This is a genomic window from Streptomyces sp. NPDC048639 (genome assembly GCF_043199075.1).
Classification (GTDB): domain Bacteria; phylum Actinomycetota; class Actinomycetes; order Streptomycetales; family Streptomycetaceae; genus Streptomyces.
Genome location: NZ_JBICVP010000001.1, coordinates 222,166 through 242,404 on the forward strand (window position 1 = coordinate 222,166; position 20,239 = coordinate 242,404).

Annotated in this window: 12 protein-coding genes; 4 read left to right on the forward strand and 8 right to left on the reverse strand. The window is 71.6% G+C overall.

What is annotated here, in order from left to right:
• Positions 1–127: 127 nt before the first annotated feature.
• On the forward strand, positions 128–1,717 hold the full coding sequence (locus ACGFNH_RS00965) for a hypothetical protein (protein ID WP_393650837.1): 1,590 nt from the start codon (positions 128–130) through the stop codon (positions 1,715–1,717).
• Between the two features lie 192 nt (positions 1,718–1,909).
• On the forward strand, positions 1,910–3,517 hold the full coding sequence (locus ACGFNH_RS00970; protein ID WP_393650838.1) for a hypothetical protein: 1,608 nt from the start codon (positions 1,910–1,912) through the stop codon (positions 3,515–3,517).
• Between the two features lie 83 nt (positions 3,518–3,600).
• On the opposite strand, the gene ACGFNH_RS00975 is transcribed toward ACGFNH_RS00970, so the two are convergent.
• Complete coding sequence (locus tag ACGFNH_RS00975) at positions 3,601–4,308, reverse strand: SIMPL domain-containing protein (protein ID WP_393650839.1); 708 nt, start codon at positions 4,306–4,308, stop codon at positions 3,601–3,603.
• A 158-nt stretch (positions 4,309–4,466) separates the two neighbouring features.
• On the opposite strand from ACGFNH_RS00975, the gene ACGFNH_RS00980 reads away from it, so the two are divergent.
• On the forward strand, positions 4,467–6,263 hold the full coding sequence (locus ACGFNH_RS00980; protein WP_393650840.1) for a bifunctional metallophosphatase/5'-nucleotidase: 1,797 nt from the start codon (positions 4,467–4,469) through the stop codon (positions 6,261–6,263).
• Here the strand turns inward: ACGFNH_RS00980 and ACGFNH_RS00985 are convergent.
• The 7 genes from ACGFNH_RS00985 to ACGFNH_RS01015 all read right to left on the reverse strand — a co-directional run bounded on the left by ACGFNH_RS00985 (position 6,235) and on the right by ACGFNH_RS01015 (position 18,740).
• Positions 6,235–7,872: a SidA/IucD/PvdA family monooxygenase gene (locus ACGFNH_RS00985; protein WP_393650841.1), complete on the reverse strand. Its 1,638-nt coding sequence runs from the start codon at positions 7,870–7,872 to the stop codon at positions 6,235–6,237. The two genes, ACGFNH_RS00980 and ACGFNH_RS00985, sit on opposite strands and share 29 nt — an antisense overlap.
• On the reverse strand, positions 7,869–9,368 hold the full coding sequence (locus ACGFNH_RS00990) for a pyridoxal phosphate-dependent decarboxylase family protein (protein ID WP_393650842.1): 1,500 nt from the start codon (positions 9,366–9,368) through the stop codon (positions 7,869–7,871). The genes ACGFNH_RS00985 and ACGFNH_RS00990 overlap by 4 nt, the downstream gene beginning before the upstream one ends.
• A gap of 499 nt (positions 9,369–9,867) precedes the next feature.
• Positions 9,868–12,384 (reverse strand): aminopeptidase N, encoded by a 2,517-nt coding sequence (gene pepN, locus ACGFNH_RS00995; RefSeq protein WP_393650843.1) that lies wholly within the window; start codon positions 12,382–12,384, stop codon positions 9,868–9,870.
• A gap of 179 nt (positions 12,385–12,563) precedes the next feature.
• Complete coding sequence (locus ACGFNH_RS01000; RefSeq protein ID WP_393650844.1) at positions 12,564–12,917, reverse strand: chorismate mutase; 354 nt, start codon at positions 12,915–12,917, stop codon at positions 12,564–12,566.
• Between the two features lie 341 nt (positions 12,918–13,258).
• A complete protein-coding gene (locus tag ACGFNH_RS01005; RefSeq protein WP_393650845.1) occupies positions 13,259–14,149 on the reverse strand; it encodes a helix-turn-helix domain-containing protein in 891 nt (296 codons plus the stop codon).
• A gap of 184 nt (positions 14,150–14,333) precedes the next feature.
• Positions 14,334–17,384: an endo-alpha-N-acetylgalactosaminidase family protein gene (locus tag ACGFNH_RS01010; protein ID WP_393651458.1), complete on the reverse strand. Its 3,051-nt coding sequence runs from the start codon at positions 17,382–17,384 to the stop codon at positions 14,334–14,336.
• 555 nt (positions 17,385–17,939) lie between these two features.
• The gene (locus ACGFNH_RS01015; RefSeq protein ID WP_393650846.1) at positions 17,940–18,740 is read right to left on the reverse strand and encodes a S1 family peptidase; all 801 of its coding nucleotides are present in this window, start codon (positions 18,738–18,740) and stop codon (positions 17,940–17,942) included.
• 343 nt (positions 18,741–19,083) lie between these two features.
• On the opposite strand from ACGFNH_RS01015, the gene ACGFNH_RS01020 reads away from it, so the two are divergent.
• On the forward strand, positions 19,084–19,965 hold the full coding sequence (locus tag ACGFNH_RS01020; RefSeq protein WP_393651459.1) for a hypothetical protein: 882 nt from the start codon (positions 19,084–19,086) through the stop codon (positions 19,963–19,965).
• Positions 19,966–20,239: the final 274 nt, after the last annotated feature.

The window sequence follows — 20,239 nt, forward strand, 5'->3', positions numbered from 1 at the left end:
CGAGCCGGGGCCGGCCCATGCCCGCCAAGCGCTCCACCGATCAGGGGATTCGTCCGGCACGACCATGCCCCCTCCCGTACAAGGACGTTGGTCGGGATGACCGAACACACTCCCCCCGGAGGCAGCAGTGAAGGTGCAGAGACTGGCAACCGCCACCATGGTGGCCCTCACGGTGGGGGGCCTCGCTTCCCTGGGTTCGGGAACGGCGTTCGCCGACACTCGCGGCGCCAACGCCTACGGTGGCTCCTCGTCGGCGGCGGACGCGCTCCAGCAGAACACCGCCCAGCAAGGACGCCAGAACAACCACTGCGCCTCCCCCAACAACTCCGACCCTGTGGATCTGCAAGGAGCGCGGGTGAAGGGGAAATGCGTCACCACCGACGGCTCCTTCACCGAGCTGTCCGAATTCCGCGGCGGAGGCGCGAACGCGGTGGGCGGCTCCTCCGAAGCAGGCTTGATCCAGCAGAACACCGCGCAGCGGGGACAGCAGAACAACAACTGCTCCAACCCCGACCAAGTGGAATTCATCGTGAGCGGTGGCCGACTGGAATCCGTGTGCGAGGACACCGACAACTCGACCAACCACAAGGTCTTCGCCCAGGGCGGAGGCGCCGACGCCAACGGCGGATCGGCCGGGTCGGACCTGGGCCAGCAGAACACGGCCCAGGAAGGGCGCCAGAACAACGACTGTGACAACACCCAGGTCACGTCCGTCGCAATCAGTGGAAGTTCGTCCGAGGCGGCGTGCACGAACGAGGACGCGTCGGACAACAAGCTGACCTGGTCCAAGGGTGGCGGGTCCGAAGTCGACGGGGGCTCCTCCACAGGGGCCCAGCTGTTCCAGCGGAACACCGCGCAGCAAGGCCGCCAGAACAACCACTGCGCCAGCCCCCACCTGACGCCGGCCTCAGGAGGCAACTGCGCGAATGGGGACGAGTCGTCCAATGAGAATGCCTGGAGCCGAGGCGGTGGCGCACGTGCCGGCAGCGGATCCACCCCGGCCTTCACGGCAATCCAGAAGAACACCGCCCAGGAGGGGCGCCAGAACAACAACTGCGGCAACCCCCAGTACTCCCAGGACGCGTTGGGGGGCGGCTGCGAGAACGCGGACGCCTCGACCAACCACAGGACCGCCGTAAAGGGCCGTGGTGCCGAAGCCAGCGGCGGAGACAACACAGGGGCCGCCTACCAGCGGAACACAGCCCAGGAAGGACGGCAGAACAACCACTGCGACAACCCCAACATCGTTCTCCCCTTCGACGTCAGCGGGGGTTCGGCGGACGGCGACTGCACGCACGAGGACAACTCGTTCAGCCACAGGACCCTCGTCAAGGGTGGCGGCGCCGAGGCCAACGGCGGCAGCAACACAGGGGGCGACATCGTCCAGCAGAACACCGCTCAGGAGGGGCGCCAGAACAACAACTGCGCCAACCACAACGCGGGATCCATCGAGGTCACCGGCGGACGGTTCCACGTCGCATGCGGTACGACCGACAACTCCGCCGATGTGCGGACCTCCGTGACCAGCGGCGGCGCCCAGGCCGATGGGGGCGCGAGCGCCGGCCGACAGCTCCAGCAGAACACCGCCCAGGAAGGCCGCCAGAACAACAACTGCGGCAACCCCAACAACCTGGCCTTCACCCTCTCCGGCGGCCGCGCCACCGCCCAGTGCACGGCCACCGACGAGTCCAGGAACATCGACTCCGACTACCGGTAGCCGTACGGGCTCTCCCCGGTCGACCGCCACTTCCGGCCCCGGCTCGTGATTCCTTCCGAGCCGGGGCCGGTCCGTGTCCGGCAAGCGCTGCGCCGATCAGGGGATTTAGGCCACGGCCACCATGCCTCCTGCCGTTCAGGGGCGTTGATCGGATGACTGAAACGGCGTCCAGCACATCCCCCGGAGGCAGCAGTGAAGGTGCAGAAACTGGCGACCGCCACCATGGTGGCCCTTACGGTGGGCGGCCTCGCCTCCCTGGGCTCAGGGACGGCATTCGCCGACACCCCTGGGGCGAACGCATCGGGTGGCACGTCCACGACGGGGGCCGTGTTCCAGCAGAACACGGCCCAGCAAGGCCGTCAGAACAACCATTGCGCCAGCGAGAACGGCGACCCGGATTCGGTGGACCTCTCCGGTGCGCGCGCGAAGGGGCGGTGCGTCACCACCGACGGCTCCTTCACCGAACTCTCCGAGTTCCGCAGCGGCGGCGCCAATGTGGCGGGCGGCAGCAGTGGCGCGGGTCTGACGCAGCAGAACACGGCGCAGCGCGGCCAGCAGAACAACAACTGCGCCAACCCCAACGATTCCGTCATCTCGGTCTCCGGCGGCCGTTGGGAAACCGAGTGCGAGGACACGAACAACTCGTCCAACCACGGCGCGTTCGTTCAGGGCGGCCCTGCGGACGTCAACGGTGGCTCCTCGACAGCGATGAGCATGGACCAGCAGAACACGGCCCAGGAGGGCCGCCAGAACAACAACTGCGGCAACCCCAACCTCTCCGACATCGACATCAGCGGGGGTTCGTCGGAGAGCGCCTGCGGGAACGAGGACGGCTCGGAGAACAGGCGCACGTGGACCAAGGGCGGCGGAGTCGAAGCCAACGGCGGCAGCACGATCTTTGACGTCGGGCAGCAGAACACGGGCCAGTCAGGCCGGCAGAACAACAACTGCGCCAACCCCAACGCCTTCGGCAGCGCGCCGGGGGGCAGTTGCGCGAACGCCGACGACTCGGCCAATCACCAAGCCTTCGTCAAGGGCGGTGGCGCCGGCGCCAACGGCGGCTCCGGCGCAGGGCTCCAGGTGGGCCAGGTGCGCCAGCAGAACACGGCCCAGGAGGGGCGGCAGAACAACAACTGCGCCAACCCCCAGAGCGCGGGCTCCGACTCGGTCGGGGGCGACTGCGCGAACACGGACGCGTCGGCCAACGACAAGACCTTCTTCAAGGGCGCCGGTGCCAACGCCAACGGCGGCTCCAGCGAAGGGGGCCGCCTGCTGCAGCAGAACACCGCCCAGGAAGGCCGCCAGAACAACAACTGCGCCAACCCCAACGACACGGCTATCGGCACGAGCGGGGGCTCGGCCTCGGGTGGCTGCGCCAACGAGGACGGCTCGTCCAACCACAAGGTCGCGATCAAGGGCGGCGGGGCCGAGGCCAACGGCGGATCCGCGACCGCGGGTGACGTGCTGCAGCAGAACACCGCCCAGGAAGGGCGGCAGAACAACAACTGCAACAACCCCAACGCGGGCGAGATCGCCGTCACCGGGGGCCGCTACGAGGTGAACTGCGGGACGACCGACAACTCGGTGAACGCGCACATCACCGGGACCGGCGGGGGCGCCGAGGCCGACGGCGGAAGCAGCTCGGCGGAGCTGCTCCAGCAGAACACCGCCCAGGAAGGCCGCCAGAACAACAACTGCGGCAACCCCAACAACCTGGTACTCACCCTCTCCGGCGGCCGCGCCACCGCCCAGTGCACGGCCACCGACGAGTCCAAGAACTTCGGCTCGCAGTACCGGTAGGCCGCATTCGGCGTCCACGAGGGCTCGTCACCTCCGGCCCCGGCTCGTGCACCGTCCGAGCCGGGGCCGGCCCATGCGTGAGGTCAGAGCTGAGGCGGCGACATCGTAAAGCGTGCGTTGACGCGGGCGTACACCGTCTGGCGCTGCGGTTCCAGGTCGAGTGCCTGCGGCTCCGCGGAGTCCGCGCCGCCTCCCGCGTAGCCGCGCATCCTCGCGCCGCCCGGAGCCGCCGGCATGGGCGGTGCCGCGCCCTCCGCGCCCTCGTCGGCGAGTTCGACGAGCGCCGTCAACTCGGCGCCGAGCGCGCCCGCGTACTCGCGTGCCCGCTGCACCGCTTCCCGTACGGCCTGTTGCCGTGCGTCGCGATGGGCGGGTGAATCCGGGCGGAGCGCCCACCACGGGCCGTCCACGCTGGTCAGTTCGAGGTCGCCGAGACGGGTCACGAGCTCGCCGAGCGCCGTGAAATCGCAGAGCGTCGCCCCCACGTGCACCCGGCCGTGATACGCCCGGACACGCTCCCCTCGCCCCTTGTCGTTCAGCTGCGGGGTGATCACGAACGCGCCGGTCGACAGCTTCTCGACCGCCTCCCCGTAGGACTTGACGAGCTCGAGGACGGCGGAGTTGCGCCGCGTCAGGTCGTCGAGCGCGGCGCGACGGTCGGTGCCGCGGGCGCTGACGGAGATGCCGATCCTGGCGATCTCGGCGTCGACTTCGAGCCGCGCCTCGCCGCGGACGGCGACGCGCGGGACCTCGGGGGTGCCGTACGGGGCTGGCTGCGGTGTTGTCGTCATGCGGCCACTCTCTCAGGCCGCGGCGCGCGGCGGACCCTCCGTGCACGGTCATCGAACGGATACCGGTCAAGGGTGTTGCGCATACCCGCCCGTGGGCCAGAATCTACGCGCGTCGCCGATCGCGACCGACCACAGCCGAACATTGAGGAGTTCCCCCCATGCCCTTCGACCGAAGGAAATTCCTGGGCCGCAGCGCGGCGACCGGTGCCGCCGTGGCGCTCGCCGGAGCGGCGTCCGCGCCGGCCGCTCACGCACAGAGCGGCGGGCGGTCCTCCACGCGCTACTCCTTCACGGTCATGGGCACCACGGATCTGCACGGCAATGTCTTCAACTGGGACTACTTCACGGACAAGGAGTTCGACGACAAGGACCGCAACGACGTCGGCCTCGCCAAGATCTCCACGCTCGTCGAGCAGGTCCGCGAAGAGAAGGGCCGCCGCAACACCCTCCTCATCGACGCGGGCGACACCATCCAGGGCACCCAGCTCTCGTACTACTACGCCAAGGTCGACCCGATCACCGGCGCCGGCGGCCCCGTCCATCCCATGGCCCAGGCCATGAACGCCATCGGCTACGACGCCGCGGCCCTCGGCAACCACGAGTTCAACTACGGCATCCCCGTGCTGCGGAAGTTCGAGGAACAGTGCGACTTCCCGCTCCTGGGCGCCAACGCACTCGATGCCAAGACGCTCCGCCCCGCCTTCCCGCCCTATGTCTTCAAGAAGTTCCGCACTCCGTGCGGCCATGCGGTGCGGGTGGCGATCCTGGGTCTGACCAACCCCGGCATCGCGATCTGGGACAAGGCCAACGTCCAGGGGAAGATGTCCTTTCCCGGTCTGGAGGAGCAGGCGGCGAAGTATGTGCCGCGGCTGCGCTCGATGGGCGCGGACGTGGTGATCGTCTCGGCCCACTCCGGCAGCAGCGGCACCTCCTCCTACGGCGACCAGCTCCCGTACATCGAGAACGCGGCCGCGCTGGTGGCCGAGCAGGTCCCGGGCATCGACGCGATCCTCGTCGGCCATGCCCACACCGAGATCCCCGAGTACCGCGTCACCAACAAGGAGACCGGCAAGGAGGTCGTGCTCTCCGAACCGCTCAAGTGGGGCCAGCGGCTGACCCTGTTCGACTTCGGCCTGGTGTGGAAGCGGGGGGCCTGGACCGTGGAGTCGGTCTCCGCCAAGGTGCTCAACTCCAACGCCGTCGCGGAAGACCCGAAGATCACCGGGCTGCTGACCGACGAGCACCGGAAGGTCGTGGCCTACGTCAACCAGGTCATCGGCACCTCCACCGCCGCCATGGCCGCGACCGAGGCCCCGTACAAGGACGTTCCGGTCATCGACTTCATCAACCACGTCCAGGCGGAGACGGTGAAGAAGGCCCTGGCCGGGACCGAGCACGCCGAGCTGCCGGTGATCTCGCAGGCCGCCTGCTTCTCGCGTACGGCGTCGATCCCCTCCGGGGAGGTGACGATCCGGGACGTGGCCGGCCTGTACGTCTTCGAGAACACCCTCGAGGCCCGGCTGATCACGGGCGCACAGCTCAAGGACTATCTGGAGTTCTCGGCGCGCTACTTCGTGCAGACCGCGCCCGACGCGCCGGTCGACCCCGCCAAGCTCACCAACGCCGACAACACCCCGGACTACAACTACGACGTGATCAGCGGCGTCGGGTACGAGATCGACATCGCTGAGGCGGCGGGCTCGCGGATCGCGAAGCTGACGTTCGACGGGAAGCCGGTGGACCCGGAGGCGCAGTTCGTGTTCGCCGTGAACAACTACCGGGCCAGCGGCGGCGGCAACTTCCCGCACATCGCCGCGGCCAAGCAGCTCTGGTCCAACTCCGACGAGATCCGCAACACGATCGTCTCGTGGGTGAAGGCGAACGGGAGCATCGACGTGGACGCTTTCGCCTCCGTCGACTGGAAGCTCACGCGTGACGGAGTTCCCCTGTTCTGACGGCTCCGCCGCCCGCCCGCATCCCGCGCCTGCCGCCCGCATCGCCGTCCAGCCCGAAGGTGGTGAACGCGGTGCGGGCGGGCAGCCGATAGGGCTCCTCGTCCCAACCACCGGCCCGCGTCAGGGAGTTGAGGATGACGGCGCTGCGCCAGGCGGCCAGTCCCAGGTCGGGGGCGCCCACGCCGTGCGTGTGCCGCTCGGCGTTCTGGACGTACACCGCGCCACGGACACCGCGGTCCATGACGAGCCGGAACTCGTCGTCCACGCACGGCCGCCCGGAGGCGTCCCGCTCCATGGAGGCGTCGAGGCCCGCCAGGAGGCTGTCGACGCTGCGCTCGCGGTAGCCGGTCGCAAGGACCGCACCGTCGGTGGTGACCCGGCTGCGGGTGCCCTGCTGCACATGCTCCAGGTGGAGTTCGACGCGCCGGGTCCCGCTGCCGAACCGTCCCGCCGTGCGGATCCGGACGCCGGGGGTGAGGACGACATCGGGCCAGCCGCCGTCCAGGGTGCGCCGGTACAGCTCACCGTGGATGGCGGCGAGCGTGTCGTGGTCGATGCCCTTGTGGAGCTGCCACTGCCCCGGAAGCAGTTCGTCGCGGGTCCGCTCGGGAAGGCCGTGGAAGTAGCGGGTGTAATCGGGCGTGAAGTGCTCCAGCCCCAGCTTGCTGTACTCCATGGGCGCGAACGCGGGGGTGCGGCCCAGCCACGCGAGCCGTTCGCGCCCGGCGGGCCGCGCCCGCAACAGGTCGAGGAACACCTCGGCGCCCGACTGCCCCGATCCGATGACCGTGAGGTGGTCGGAGGCCAGCAACCGCTCGCGATGGGCGAGATAGTCCGAGGAGTGGACGACGGGGACGGCCGGGGCCTCGGCGAGCGGGCGGAGCTGCTCGGGGACGTACGGTGCTGTGCCGACGCCGACAACGACGTTGCGGGCGTGGACCCGGCCCAGGGACTCGGCCTCGCCGTCCGCGCCGACCCGGGCGAAGTCGACCTCGAACAGCTCGCGTTCGGGGTTCCAGCGGACGCTGTCGACCTGGTGCCCGAAGTGCAGTCCCGGCAGCCGCTCGCTCACCCACCGGCAGTAGGCGTCGTACTCGGCGCGCTCGATGTGGAAGCGCTCGGCGACGTAGAACGGGAAGAGCCGGTCGCAGGCGCGGAGGTAGCCGAGGAAGGACCAGGGGCTGGCCGGATCGGCGAGGGTGACCAGGTCGGCGAGGAACGGGACCTGGACGGTGGAGCCCTCGATGAGCAGCCCGGGGTGCCAGTGGAAGGCGGGGCGCCGGTCGTAGAAGGCGGTACGCAGGCCCGGTACGCCGTGGGCGAGGGCGGCCAGGGAGAGATTGAACGGGCCGATGCCGATGCCCAGGAGGTCCAGCGGCCGGCCGGCGGTGTCGCTCTCCTGCCCGGCGGCTGCGGTCCGGGCCGTGGGAAGCGCCCCCTTCGCCGGTGCGGCCCGGTCGGACGAGGCCGAGGGCCTGCGGGATGCGGCCGGGGGCGTCCCGGTCGGCGGCTCGGGCACGTGCCTTTCGGCCTCGGGCGCCGAGCGGGGCCCCGGCAGGGTCGGCGCGGTCCGCGGGGGTTCCGGGAACTCAGGGGTCTGGTCGGTCATGCGGCCGTGCTCCCTTCCACCACGCCGAGCAGGATCTCGAGATCCGTGGGCCGGGTGTGCGGATTGAGCACGGTGGCCTTGAACCACAACTTGTCCACGCCGTCGCGGTGGTCGGTGGCCCGGGCCCGTCCCAGGACCGCGCGGCCCTCGGTCATCAGATGGCGGCGGACCGACGCGACCCGCTCGTCGTCGGCACCGGCGGGGCGGAAGAGGACCGTGGACAGGGTGGGTCTCTCGTAGAGGTCGAAGCCCGGGTGGTCCTCGACGAGGTCGGCGAGCCGCTGGGCGGCGGCGCAGGCGTGCTCGACGAGCACGGCGATCCCGGTACGGCCGAGGGCGCGCAGCGTCACGGCGATCTTGAGAACGTCGGGGCGGCGCGTCGTACGGAGCGAGCGGCCGAGGAGGTCGGGGATGCCTGCCTCGGTGTCGTCCGCGGGGTTGAGGTAGTCGGCGCGATGGCCGAGCGGGGCCAGCGCCGCCCGGTCGGGTACGGCCAGCAGACCGGCGGCGACCGGCTGCCAGCCCAGCTTGTGCAGGTCGGCGGTGACGGAGTCCGCGCGGGCCAGGCCGTCCAGCTGAGGGCGGAGCGTGGTGCTGAACAGCAGCGGGAAGCCGTACGCGGCGTCCACATGGAAACGGGCGGAGTGCGCGGTGCAGACGTCGGCGAGCTGCGGCAGCGGGTCGATCTCACCGGCGTCGGAGGTCCCGGCGGTGGCGACGGCGAGCACCGGGCCGCGCAACTCGCCGAGTGCGCGGTCGAGTTCGGTGGGGCTGAGAATGCCGGCGGGTGTGGGCAGCACGAGGGGCTCGGGGAGCCCGAGGAGCCAGGCGCCGCGGATGATGCTGTGGTGGGCGTTGGCCCCGCACACGACGCGTACGGGTCCGTGGTCCCCGTCCGCCGATCCGGCTGCACCCGCTGCGCCTGCTGCTGCCCGTTCGCGGGCGAGCAGCAGGGCCATCTGATTGGACTCGGTTCCGCCGGTCGTCACGAGCGCGTCCGGGGCGTGCCCGGCGGGGAAGATCTCGGTCGCGAGTCCGCGGGCGACGAGGTCTTCCAGCGTGGAGGCGCCGGGAGCCTGGTCCCAGGAGTCCATCGACGGGTTGAGTGCGCTCGCGGCCAGGTCGGCGGCCGCCGCCACCGCGAGCGGCGGGCAGTGCAGATGGGCCGCGCAGAGCGGATCGGCGGGGTCGGCCGCGCTCTCGGCGAAGACCCGTACGAGCTCCCGCAGCGCGGTCTCGGAACCTGCCCCCGCCTCGGGGATGAGCGGCTCCGCCGCGGACCTGACGCGATGTCCGACATCCCGGGGGCCTCCCGCGGGGATCGGCCCGCCGCGGGCGGCGGCTCCCGCTTCGAGCGCCTCCAGCACGATGTCGAGCAAGGGCCGCAGGGACCGCGGGCCGTCGGCCCCTCCCGCCAGGGGCGCGGTCGAACGGAGCGAACCGTGCGTGCCATGAGCGCCGTGAGTGCCGTGAGTGCCGTCCGGCGGCAGAGGCATGGCGTGTCCTTCGGGGAGTGCGTCGCCGGGCAGGCCAACCGGCGGCCGGCGGGGTCCGCGGCCAGTCCCCAGTCTGAGCGGGCACGCCCACGGCACGTACGGTGAGCGCGCGATCAGAACCCGAAAGTGGTACCGCCACACGGCCCGGGTACCGGCCCGCGGTGTCACTCCGACGGGCGACGCACGGTGTACGGAGGGCGGCCGGGGCGCGTCGACCCGCCCGTACGCGGCGCGTTCGGGTGCGCGCCCGCGACCGCAGCCGTGCCCGTGCGCCCGCCGTGCCGGGACCGGGTGGGCGCCACTGCCGGGACCGGGCGGGTGCGCCGTGCCGGTCCCGCCGGTGCGCCCAGGACGTCACCGGCCCGAACGCCGGGGCTCGGGGGGTCCGCGTACGTGGCGCCCCCACCGGCCGCGCGTGCGGTGCCGCGGGCCGGCGACCGGCCGTGCCGTGCCTGCCCGTTCCGGTCCGCGCCCCGAACGAGGGGCGGCGGACCGGCGGTCAGGTGGTGCGGACGCGCAAAGCCCGGCGGAGGTCGTCCAGTTGGTCCGCGAGCCTGCGGCGCAGCGCAGGGATCGGCTCGTCGTCGCGCAGGCACTCCTCCCCCAGCCGCAGGGTCTGCGCGTCCACCGCGTGCGCCGGGAAGGCATAGCGGGCCAGGGCATCACCGATGGCCGCGCCGCGCCGGGCGGAGGCGGCCACGGCCGCCGGGAAGTACCGGGGCACGAAGTCGCGGAGAAGATGGTGCTGTTCCGGCTGCCAGAAGCCCTGTGCCGTGGCGGTGACGAGGTATGCGGACAGCTCGTCGCTCTCGAACATCTGCGTCCAGGCGGTCTTCTTGGCCTCCGGGTCGGGCAGGGCGGCCCGGCAGCGGGCGGCGCCCTCCTCGCCCGTGGCGCTCGGGTCGCGTTCCAGCTCGTCCGCGATGTCGTCCCGCGTCGCCGCGCCCAGCGTGCAGAGCCGTCCCAGCATGCGCCACCGCAGCTCCGGGTCGAGTTCGGGCCCGCCGGGAACGGCGCCGGTAGTGAGCCACTCCCGCAGTGTGTCGGGGTCGAAGGAGCTGTCGACGAAGGTGCGGAGCGCGGTGAGCCTCCGGCCCGGCGCGGATCCGTCCTCGGTGATCCGCAGCATGCTGCGGACGGTGACGGTGAGGGTCTTCAGCGCGTCGGGGCGCGCCTCGGGCGGCAGGAACCGGTCGGCGACATGGGCGCTCGCGAAGGTGAGGACGCCCTGCACGATCGCGTTGTCGGGCTCGTACGGCAGATGGGCGCGGGCCGCGTCCAGGTATGCGGCGGGCGCGAGGTCGCCGTCGCGGACCATGTCGCGGGCCGCGTTCCAGATCACGGCGCGGGAGAGCGGATCGGGAAGCCCGGAGAGGGAGTTGACCGCGGTCCGCCAGGAGCGCGCGTCGAAGCGGATCTTGGCGTAACCCAGGTCGCCGTCGTTGAGGAGCACCAGGTCGGGGTGGCGGCCGGGGTAGGTGAGTCGGGCCTCGCCGCCGGCCTCACTGTGCGGGATGTCGACCTCGAACCGCTCGCGCAGGACCAGGCGACCCGGCTCGACCACATCGCGGTCGTAGGCGCCGACCGCGACGCGGTGCGGGCGGCTGCCGTCGCGGTGCACGGTCAGGCTCCAGCGGCCGTCCGGCGCATCGGCGGGTTCGGCGGTGAGGGTGTCGACGCCGGTGGTGCGAAGCCAGGCGTCGGCCCAGGCGTGCACATCGCGGCCGGAGGAGCGGGCCAGGGAGTCGATGAAGTCGGCGAGTGTGGCGTTGCCGAACCGGTGCCGGGCGAAATGGTCGTTGATGCCCGCGAGGAAGTCGCGCTCACCGAGCCAGGTGACGAGCTGGCGCAGCGCTGAGGCGCCCTTGGCGTAGGAGATGCCGTCGAAGTTCAGGCGCGCGGCCTCGGTGTCCGGCACGCCGTCGGGCTCGGGCGCGACGGGGTGGGTGGAGGGGCGCTCATCCGCGTCGTAGCCCCAGCTCTTGCGGGCGACGGCGAAGTCGGTCCAGGTGCCGGTGAAGTCCGTGGCCTCGGTGAGGATCTGGAATCCCATGTACTCGGCGAAGGACTCGTTCAGCCAGATGTCGTCCCACCACTTGAGGGTGACCAGGTCGCCGAACCACATGTGGGCCATCTCGTGGGCGATGGTCATCGCACGGCTCTGGCGCTGGGTGTCGGTGACGGCGGAGCGGAAGACCAACTCGTCGCGGAAGGTGACGAGTCCGGGGTTCTCCATGGCGCCCATGTTGAACTCGGGCACGAACGCCTGGTCGTAGGAGTCGAAGGGGTACGGCTCGTCGAAGATCGCGTGGTAGCGCTCGAAGCAGCGGCGGGTGACGTCGAGCAGTTCGTCGGCGTCGGCGTCGAGGTGCTCGGCGAGCGACCTCCGTGCGTGCAGACCGACCGGCAGGCCGTCGATCTCGCTGCGCACGGAGTGGTAGGGACCGGCGGCCACCGCCATCAGATAGGTACTGATCGGCGGAGTCGCCGCGAGCCGCCAGCGTCCCTTGCCCCTCTCCTCGGCGATGCCGTTGCCGAGCACGGTCCAGTCGGCGGGCGCGGTGACGGCCACCTCGAAGACGGCCTTCAGATCGGGCTGGTCGAAGCAGGCGAAGACGGCGGGCGCGTCCGCCATGCAGCACATGGTGTAGAGGTACGTCTCGCCGTCGGCGGGGTCGGTGAAGCGGTGCATGCCCTCGCCGGTGCGGGAGTAGCGCATGTCGGCGTCGATGCGCAGCTCGTGCTGCCCGGCAGTGAGCCCGGCGAGCGGCAGCCGGCCGTCGGCGAAGGCCGCGGGGTCGAGCTTCCGCCCGTCGAGTACGGCGCTGTGCAGGGTGTCCGGACGCAGTTCGACGAACGTATCGGCCGACTCGTTCACCGTGAACGCGATGACGGTGGTGGAGCGGAACAGCTCCTCGCCGCGCGTCAGGTCGAGGTCGATGGCGTAGCACCGCACGTCGAGGAGGCGGGCTCGGGTCTGCGCTTCGTCGCGCGTGAGGACGGGCATGGGGCCCATGCTGCCGCATCCCCGGCGGGCTGCGCAGGTGGGCACGACTGCGGTGTCGCCTCACTGGTGAGCAGGCACATCACCCGTACACACGGTGACGGCGCGGATACACGGGGAGGTTCGGAACGCCTCCCGCACATGCTGTGCGGCGCCACCTTGAACGGCCGCCGGGGAGCGGCCGGTTGTGCTCAGCCGCGGGCGATCGTCTCGTGGTGGCGGATGACCTCGGCGATGATGAAGTTCAGCAGCTTCTCGGCGAACGCCGGGTCCAGCTTCGCGCCCTCGGCGAGCCGGCGCAGCCGGGCGATCTGGCGGGCCTCACGGTCCGGGTCGGCCGGAGGGAGGCGGTGCTCGGCCTTGAGGCGGCCGACCTGCTGGGTGCACTTGAAGCGTTCGGCCACGACGTGGACGAGCGCGGCGTCCATGTTGTCGATGCTCTCGCGGAGCCGGGTCAGCTCGGCCAGGACGGCGTCGTCGGCGGGGGCGGCCGGGGGCTCGGCCGGGGCGGCGTGGTTCACGGGCCGGTCGGGCTGATCGGTCATGGAGCGCGGTCTCCCGTAGCGGAACACATGCGGCGGACCACATGCGACGGAACCCTTGCGGGCGGCAAACGGCGTCACCGTAACAGGGCGGACACGCGCCCCGATCCGCATGACCGCTCCTCGGACGGGCGGATCGAGCGGGCATCCGCCCGGTGCGGCGAGGGGGCGGTGGGGAGGCCCAGGTGTCCTCCCACCGTCACCGCTCGGGTCGGGGCGGCCGTCACCGCTCAGGAGCCGCCGTGACCGTCACCGCTACGGCCGGGGCCACCGTCACCGCTCCAGTACGGCGACCGTCACCGCTCCGGTCGGGCGACCGTCACCGTTCGGGTCGGCGTAAGGGGTTACGCCGCGCCCGCCGGTCCGATCGTCGGCGGGTCGTCGGGGTCGGGTATCCGGTTGCTCCAGCCGCCGGGCACGGCACGTCCCTGCTGCTCGCGGAAGCGGACCGGGGCGGTGCCGACGCGGCGGGTGAACAGGCGGCTGAAGTACGCCGGGTCGTCGTAGCCGACGCGCCGGGCGACGGCGGCGACCGGCAGCTCCGTCGCGGCGAGCAGCTCCTTGGCGCGCCCGAGGCGGATGCCGAGCAGGTAGTCCTTGGGGCTGCACCCGGCGGCGCGGCGTACGGCGGCCCGCAGTTCGGCCGCGGTCATGGCGTGCCGGGCGGCGTGCTCGGCGACGGACAGCGGCCTGAACGCGTCGCGGGCCAGGGCCTGGAGGACGGGGTCGCCGTCGCGCCCCAGGTCGGCGCGGGCGCGGCGGAGGGCCACGAGCAGTTCGTGGACGGCGGCGCCGGTCTCGACCTCGAGGAGCGGATTGCCGCGGCGCGCGGCCCGCGCGATGCGCCCCACCGCGGCCCGCGCCCCGGCCGTGTCGGCGAGGGGCACCAGGGGCCGGTCCGGCTCGATGTAGCCGAGATCGGTGTACGTGGCGGTGGCGGGCCCGGTGAAGTCGACGAAGCTCTCGTCCCAGCCGGTCTCCGGGTCGGCGCCGTAGTGGTGCGGCACTCCGGGGAGGAGCCACAGCAGCGCGGGCGCGGTGACGCCGCGGTCCCGGCCGTCGGGGTCGCGCAGCCAGCCGCGGCCGGAGCTGATGACGACCGCCACATGGTGGTCGAGGGTGCGCGGCCCGACGGCGGGCAGGGTGCCGTGCTGGAGACCGACGCCGAGGCAGACCAGTCCGAGCCGGTGGTGGACCGGGCTGGGCGTGAAGTACCGCATCCAGGTGTGGTACACGGCGGGCCTCCCGTCCTCGCGACCGCTGCGCTCCGCGTGCTCGCAGGGTGAGCACCGCCGATCTTCGTTCATGGACGGGCGCGGTGCCAGGGGGCGGCGGCGAACCGGTACGGGAGGGCGGCTCCGCACACCAGGAGAGCCGGTCCCCGTCAGTTACGGACCGGCCCTCCTGGCGTCAGGACTTCTACCCGAGGTCCTCGACGGTGAAGCCGTCGAGGACGAATTCGGCGGTGGAGCTGTCGCCGGTCTTGCGCAGGCCCACCCAGGCGTCGCCGTCCTCGGGGGCGGTGAACTCCTCGGTGAAGGCGGTGGGGACGGTCGCCTCCGGCAGCGGCGTACGGTTCAGCTCGCGGGCGTCGGGGGTGTCGGTGGCGGTGATCCAGGCGTACTGCCCAGCCTGCTCGTTCTCGTACCGGAAGGAGACCCGGTAGCGGCGGCCGGCGGCGAAGCGGACGGTGTGCGGGACCGTCCGGTAGACCAGGCCTTCGTTCTCGCCGCGCGACTTGAGCGATTCGCGGCCGTCGACGACGTCGTCGATCGCCTTGCCGTTCCAGCCGCGCCGGGTGTACGGCGCGTGGAGCTGGGCGATGTGCGTGCGCGGGTCGGTGGCGCCGCCCGCGTCACCCTTCACGAACGGGCCCCAGCCGTGCGGCACGTGCTCGAAGTCCTCGAAGAGGAGTGTCCCGGGCCGGGCGGAGCGGCGGGCGTCGACGACGCGGACGTTCGCGAACCGCACCCGCGCCTCGCCCGCCTCGGCGCGCAGCGTGAGCCGCACAGGACCGCCGCCCTCGGGGACGGTGAACCAGGTGATCATCCGCTGGAAGCGGGTGCCGTGCTTGCGGTCCGCGGCCACGTAGTTGACGGCCGTGGACACATCCGTCCAGGTGGCGGCCGTGACCCCGTCCGCCGTACGGACCTCCAGCGCGGCCCTTCGGCGCTCCCCCGCGCTCTTCCCGACCTCGACGTCCGCCGAGGCCGCGTAGCTGCCGGGCGCGAGGCGGGCGAGGCGCTGCCCGACGGCCGCCGCTCCCCCGCCCGCGACGACCAGGTCGTGATCGCCGCGCTCGGAGAGGACCACGGACGCGGGGCCGGTGGCCTCCCAGCCTTCGAGGGAGCCTGAGTTGAAGCCGGGGTCGTGCAGCGGGGTGTGCTGCCCCCACTCCGGGGCGGGCTGCCGGGGCGGCCGGCCGCGGTAGAGGACGTACGGCTGCCCGGCCTCCGCCGCCACGGTGATGTGCCCCGCCCGTACGGGGAGGTCGCGGACATGGACCCGGCCCTGGTCGGTGAGGCGGTACAGGCCGACGGACGAGACGCCGGACCAGCCGCGCGGAATCCTCCAGCGCGTGGAGCCGCCCTCGGGGTTGTAGTGGTAGAGCTTTTCCGGGTCGGTGGCCCGGCGGGGCTCCCAGGGCAGCAGGTAGGTGCCGCCGTCGTAGACCAGCCGCCCGTCGGTGGTGATCCTGCGGGTGCCGTCCGCGTCGGAGACGCTCGTCGCCCCCGGCCCGAAGAAGGTGATCTCGTGCTCGTCCCAGCGCTTGATCGGGTGCGCCTGGAGGTACTTGGCGGGCAGGTTGTCGGTCCATATCTGCCGGTAGAAGGCGTGCCAGTCGGTCTTGCCGACCCAGCCCTCGAAGTTGCCGGTCCGCGGGATGCCCAGCAGCGTGGGCCACTTGTCGGCGAAGACGTCCTTCTGGTGGTTGCGGATGAAGCGGATCAGGCGGGAGTTGACACCGCGTGAGGTGTCGGGGCCGTAGTCGGTCTCGGTCGCCCAGTGGGACCAGAGGGCGGAGCGTTCGAAGCCGTGGCCCCACTCGGTGGTGATCCGCCAGCCCTGCGCGCGCAGTTCGCGCTGCAGCCGGTCGGAGGTCCAGCCGGACTCCCGGAACACGTCGATGTAGAGCATGTCCAGTGCCGGGTCGGTCTCCTCGCGCAGACGGCGGAAGCGGCGGACGATGTCGCCGGAGACCAGATCGCGGCGCTGGTCGATGCGGTAGGACTGGTCGAGCCAGTCCCACTGCGGGTCTCCCTTGTCGACGAGGGTCTCGGAGAAGGCGTCGGCGACCGGGTAGGACTCGGTGGCGTTGACGTGGACGGCGAAGTCGGAGTTCCATCGCCTGCCCGTACGGAGCAGGGAGTTGAGGTCCGCAAGGCCCCCGGCGCGCTTGTTGTGGTTGCCGCCGTAGTCGGGGTGGGCGGAGTCGTGGCCCTCTGACTGGTAGCCCTTGAGGAGCGTGAACTGCCGCAGCCCGTCGGTCGCCAGCGCGATCCGCTTGACGTTGTCCAGTGTCCTCAGGAACGGATTGGTGGCCTGGCTGGCGAAGTTGAACGGAATGTGGGGCACGACGCGCAGATGCTGCTCGTCCGCGCCGAGCGGTTCGACCATGATGTCGCGCAGCGCGATGGCAGCGTCCTGCCAGTCCACGACGCCGTCGCCGTTCCGGTCCCGGGTGAGGACGACCTTCGCATACGGCAGCGGTTCGGTGTCCGTCACGGGGGCGGTCGCGGCACGGTGGGTCCACTGGCCGCAGGCGATCCCGACCGTGACGTGGCCGTCCCGCCGCACCGCCCGGCGCCAGAAGCGGCCGTTCTCCCAGGTCGTGCCCGCGGCGCTGTCCGGCTTGTCGTAGACGGTGTTGCTCTCCAGGGCGGCGGCGAGACGGTCGGTGGCGACGACGGCGTACGCGCAGCCGGCGGGCTTCGCGTCGGGCGGGGTGGCGGCGGTGACCCGGACGTGGGTGTCGCCGTCCCCCGCCTTGTCCAGCTCGATCCGGGCGGTGCGCACGGCCGCACCCGGCTGGTCGCTGCGGACGGAGACCAGATGAAGGCCCGGTATCTGCAGGGTGCCGACACGGAGGGCGGCGGTGTCCGCGATCCGCGTGACGCGGAAGGTGACGGTCCAGCCGTCGACGGCGATCTCGGCATCGATGCGCGTACCGCCGTCGAGATCCAGGGTGTACGCGATGCGCCCGGCGCCCGCGCGGGCGGAGACCCGCGGGGTGTGCACGGCCCCGTCGACGAGGAGTGTGTCGACGGGTTCCTCCTGGCCGTGGAGCACGGCGCCGGTGGCGCGGTCGGTGTAGGAGACGATGCGAGGGAAGGCGGTGTCGACGCGTACCTCGAGTTCGGCCGAGCGCAGCACGGCGTCCTTGGCGACCGTGCGCGCCGCGGCTGCGTACGCTGTGCCGCCGCCGTGCGCAACGGCCGCGCCGAGCCCGGCGAGCGCGGTGGACACCACGACGGTGCGGCGGTTCGGTGCGGCGGTGGGGCCCGCCGATGCGTCTCCCCCGGCGGGGCGGCTCGATTCGGCGGCGGGCCGGGCCTGCCCGTCGGTGGGGCGGGCCGGCTCCCGCACGGGTTCCCGCTGCGGCCCCGGCTCCCGCCCGTATGTGGCCTCTCCGGCGTCAGCGTTCACGCGCCTCGCTCCTTCTCGCACCCGTGCCCGTTCGGTCGGGATCACCCTGGTCCGCAGGGGTCGGAAGCGCCTATGGACAAAGGGGAGGCAGGTGTTGGACAAACGGGCGGCACGTCCTACGGGGGGCGGACAGGACGGCACGGGGCAGGGCGGTGACTCCGGAACGCCCCCGAAACGGCCCCGCCCACCCGCCCGGACGGGGGCGGATGGGCGAGAAGGCCACGACACAGCACGAACGTGGCACTTGGTGCGGAGAGGATCCGCGTGCGTGGGCGGGGACTCCGCCCCCGGCGCGCGGAGGGAGCCCGCGCGCCGGGTTGGTGCAGTTCAGTACAGATTGGTGCAGGTGGTGCGATTGCGCCTTACTTCAGCCGAGAATCAGGCGCCGAGCTCGTCCGCGGCCTTCTTGATGTCGGCGGCGAAGTGGCTCACCTCGGTGTAGACACCGGGCTTGCCCGGGCGGGCACAACCCTCGCCCCAGCTCACTATGCCGACCTGGATCCAGGCACCGGCGTCGTCCTTGCGGAACATCGGGCCACCGGAGTCGCCCTGGCAGGTGTCGACGCCGCCGGTGTCCATGAGACCGGCGCAGAGCTCCTCACCCTCGACCAGGTCGGGGTAGGCGGACTTGCAGGTGGCGTCCTCGACGAACGGCACGGTGGCCTTGAGCATCTTCTCCTGCTGGCCGCCGCCTTCCTCGGCCGCGCCCCAGCCGGCGATGGTGAACTCACCGTTGTCGAACTTGTCGCTGTCGGCGATCGGGAGGGTGGGGAGGTCCATCGCCTTGTCGAGCTTGATGAGCGCCCAGTCCTTGCCCGTGCCGTTGTAGCCCGGGGCCTGAAGGACCTTGGTGGACTTGGCGGTGACGGCGTCGGAGTCGTTCAGGTCCACGACGCCACCGGTGGCGGTGATGCTGGTGTCGTCACCGGAACCGTCCACACAGTGGGCGGCGGTGAGCACGACGTCCTCGGTGTAGAGAGCGCCGCCACAACCCATGGAGAGGCGGACCATCCACGGGAACTCGCCCTTCTCCGCGGGCGTTCCACCCACGACGGGGGGCTTGGCACCCGCGACCGGTGCCTGCTGGGCCTGGGCGGACAGCGGCTGGAGGCTGAAAGCGGCCAGGGCGACAGCACCGACAGCGGCAGTTCTCTGGAGAGTCTTGACCAGGGTGTTCAAGAGTTTTCCTTTCGTGGGGGGTTCTGCGCGCCTCCTGGCAGGCCCATGCCAATCCCGAAAAATCTGCAGGACGTGGGGGATGGGACAGCAAAAAGCGCGTTTGGATTATCCTGAGCGAGATGCGCGCATGACAAGACTGTGCAACCACCCATTTTCAGAGGGAGTTCGGGCCACCTCGGGCCCTGGCGGGGACCGGAACCGGTCGACGCGCCTGCTCACCGGCCGGACGGCCGGGGCGCGGAACCTTCCGGAAGGACCCCTTCCGACCTCGAATTTTCTTGCCCAGCGGGGGTCGCACGCACGTACAGTTGAACCCGTGGGCGTGAAAACGGGCAGCGACGTCATGCACGGCTACCCGCACATCGAGACCGTGCGGGCGTCCATCAACGCGATCTACAAACGGCTGTCGTACGACACCGTGCGCACCTTCGCCACCAGCGTGCTGCCCGCCGACGTCGCCTTCGCCGACGCCGACGACCTCTACCTCGGGGTGCAGCGGGTGGCCCGGGCGATGGTCCAGCATCTGCACCTGCCCGACGCCCGCATCATCGTGAGCTTCCGCGACATGCACCACGCCGCGAACGTCGAACTCGCCGCAGGACCCGAGTACTTCATCGAGCTGAACAGCCGCTTCAAGACCCACCGCCAGGACATCGGCGCCGCCCTCGCGCACGAGGTCATGCATGTCTATCTGCACCGCCTCGACCTGTCCTTCCAGGGCACCCGCGACAACGAGATCCTGACCGACACCGCCACCACGTACCTCGGCGCGGGGTGGTTGCTGCTCGATGCCTTCCGGGAGGACGCGGTGTCCTCGCAGAAGCTGGGCTACCTCACCCCGGAGGAGTTCGGGTATGTGCTCGCCAAGCGCGCGATGGTCTTCGGCGAGGACCCCTCCCCCTGGTTCACCAGCCCGCAGGCGTACACCGCGTACACGACCGGGCGGGCGCTGGCCCGGCGGGACGAGCAGCAGCCGCCGCTCACCGCATCCGGCTGGGCCGGGCGCCGCCGTTACGCGCGCGACCGGAGGTCCGTGCAGGACCGCCGCGGGCCGGGGGCGGCGGGCGCGGCACCGGACGGCGTCGCGTACGCCTTCGAGGGGCACGCCCCGCTGCGGGTGACCTTCCCCTGCCCCACCTGCCATCAGCGCATCCGGGTACCGGTGCAGGGCAGAGTCCGGGCGCGCTGTTCCCTGTGCCGTACGGTGCTGGACTGCGACACCTGACCACCCCACTGCGCGGCACCCCCGCCGGCAACCATCGGCCGCGGGCGTCGCGCGGCACACCGCACCCCCCTGTGGGACTGACCCTGATACCTCCTCTCAGCATGATCGTCCCCGCCGCGGGCGTGATCGTGAGCGTCCCGGGCATCGCTCTGCCGTGGTCGTCGGGGCCGCGGACCACCGCGGATCGCTCGTCGGCACCCCTCATTCGGGTCTCCACACCGATCATGGCCCCGCCCTGGAACTTGCCCTCGGCCGCATCGGCGGCGGCCCTCTC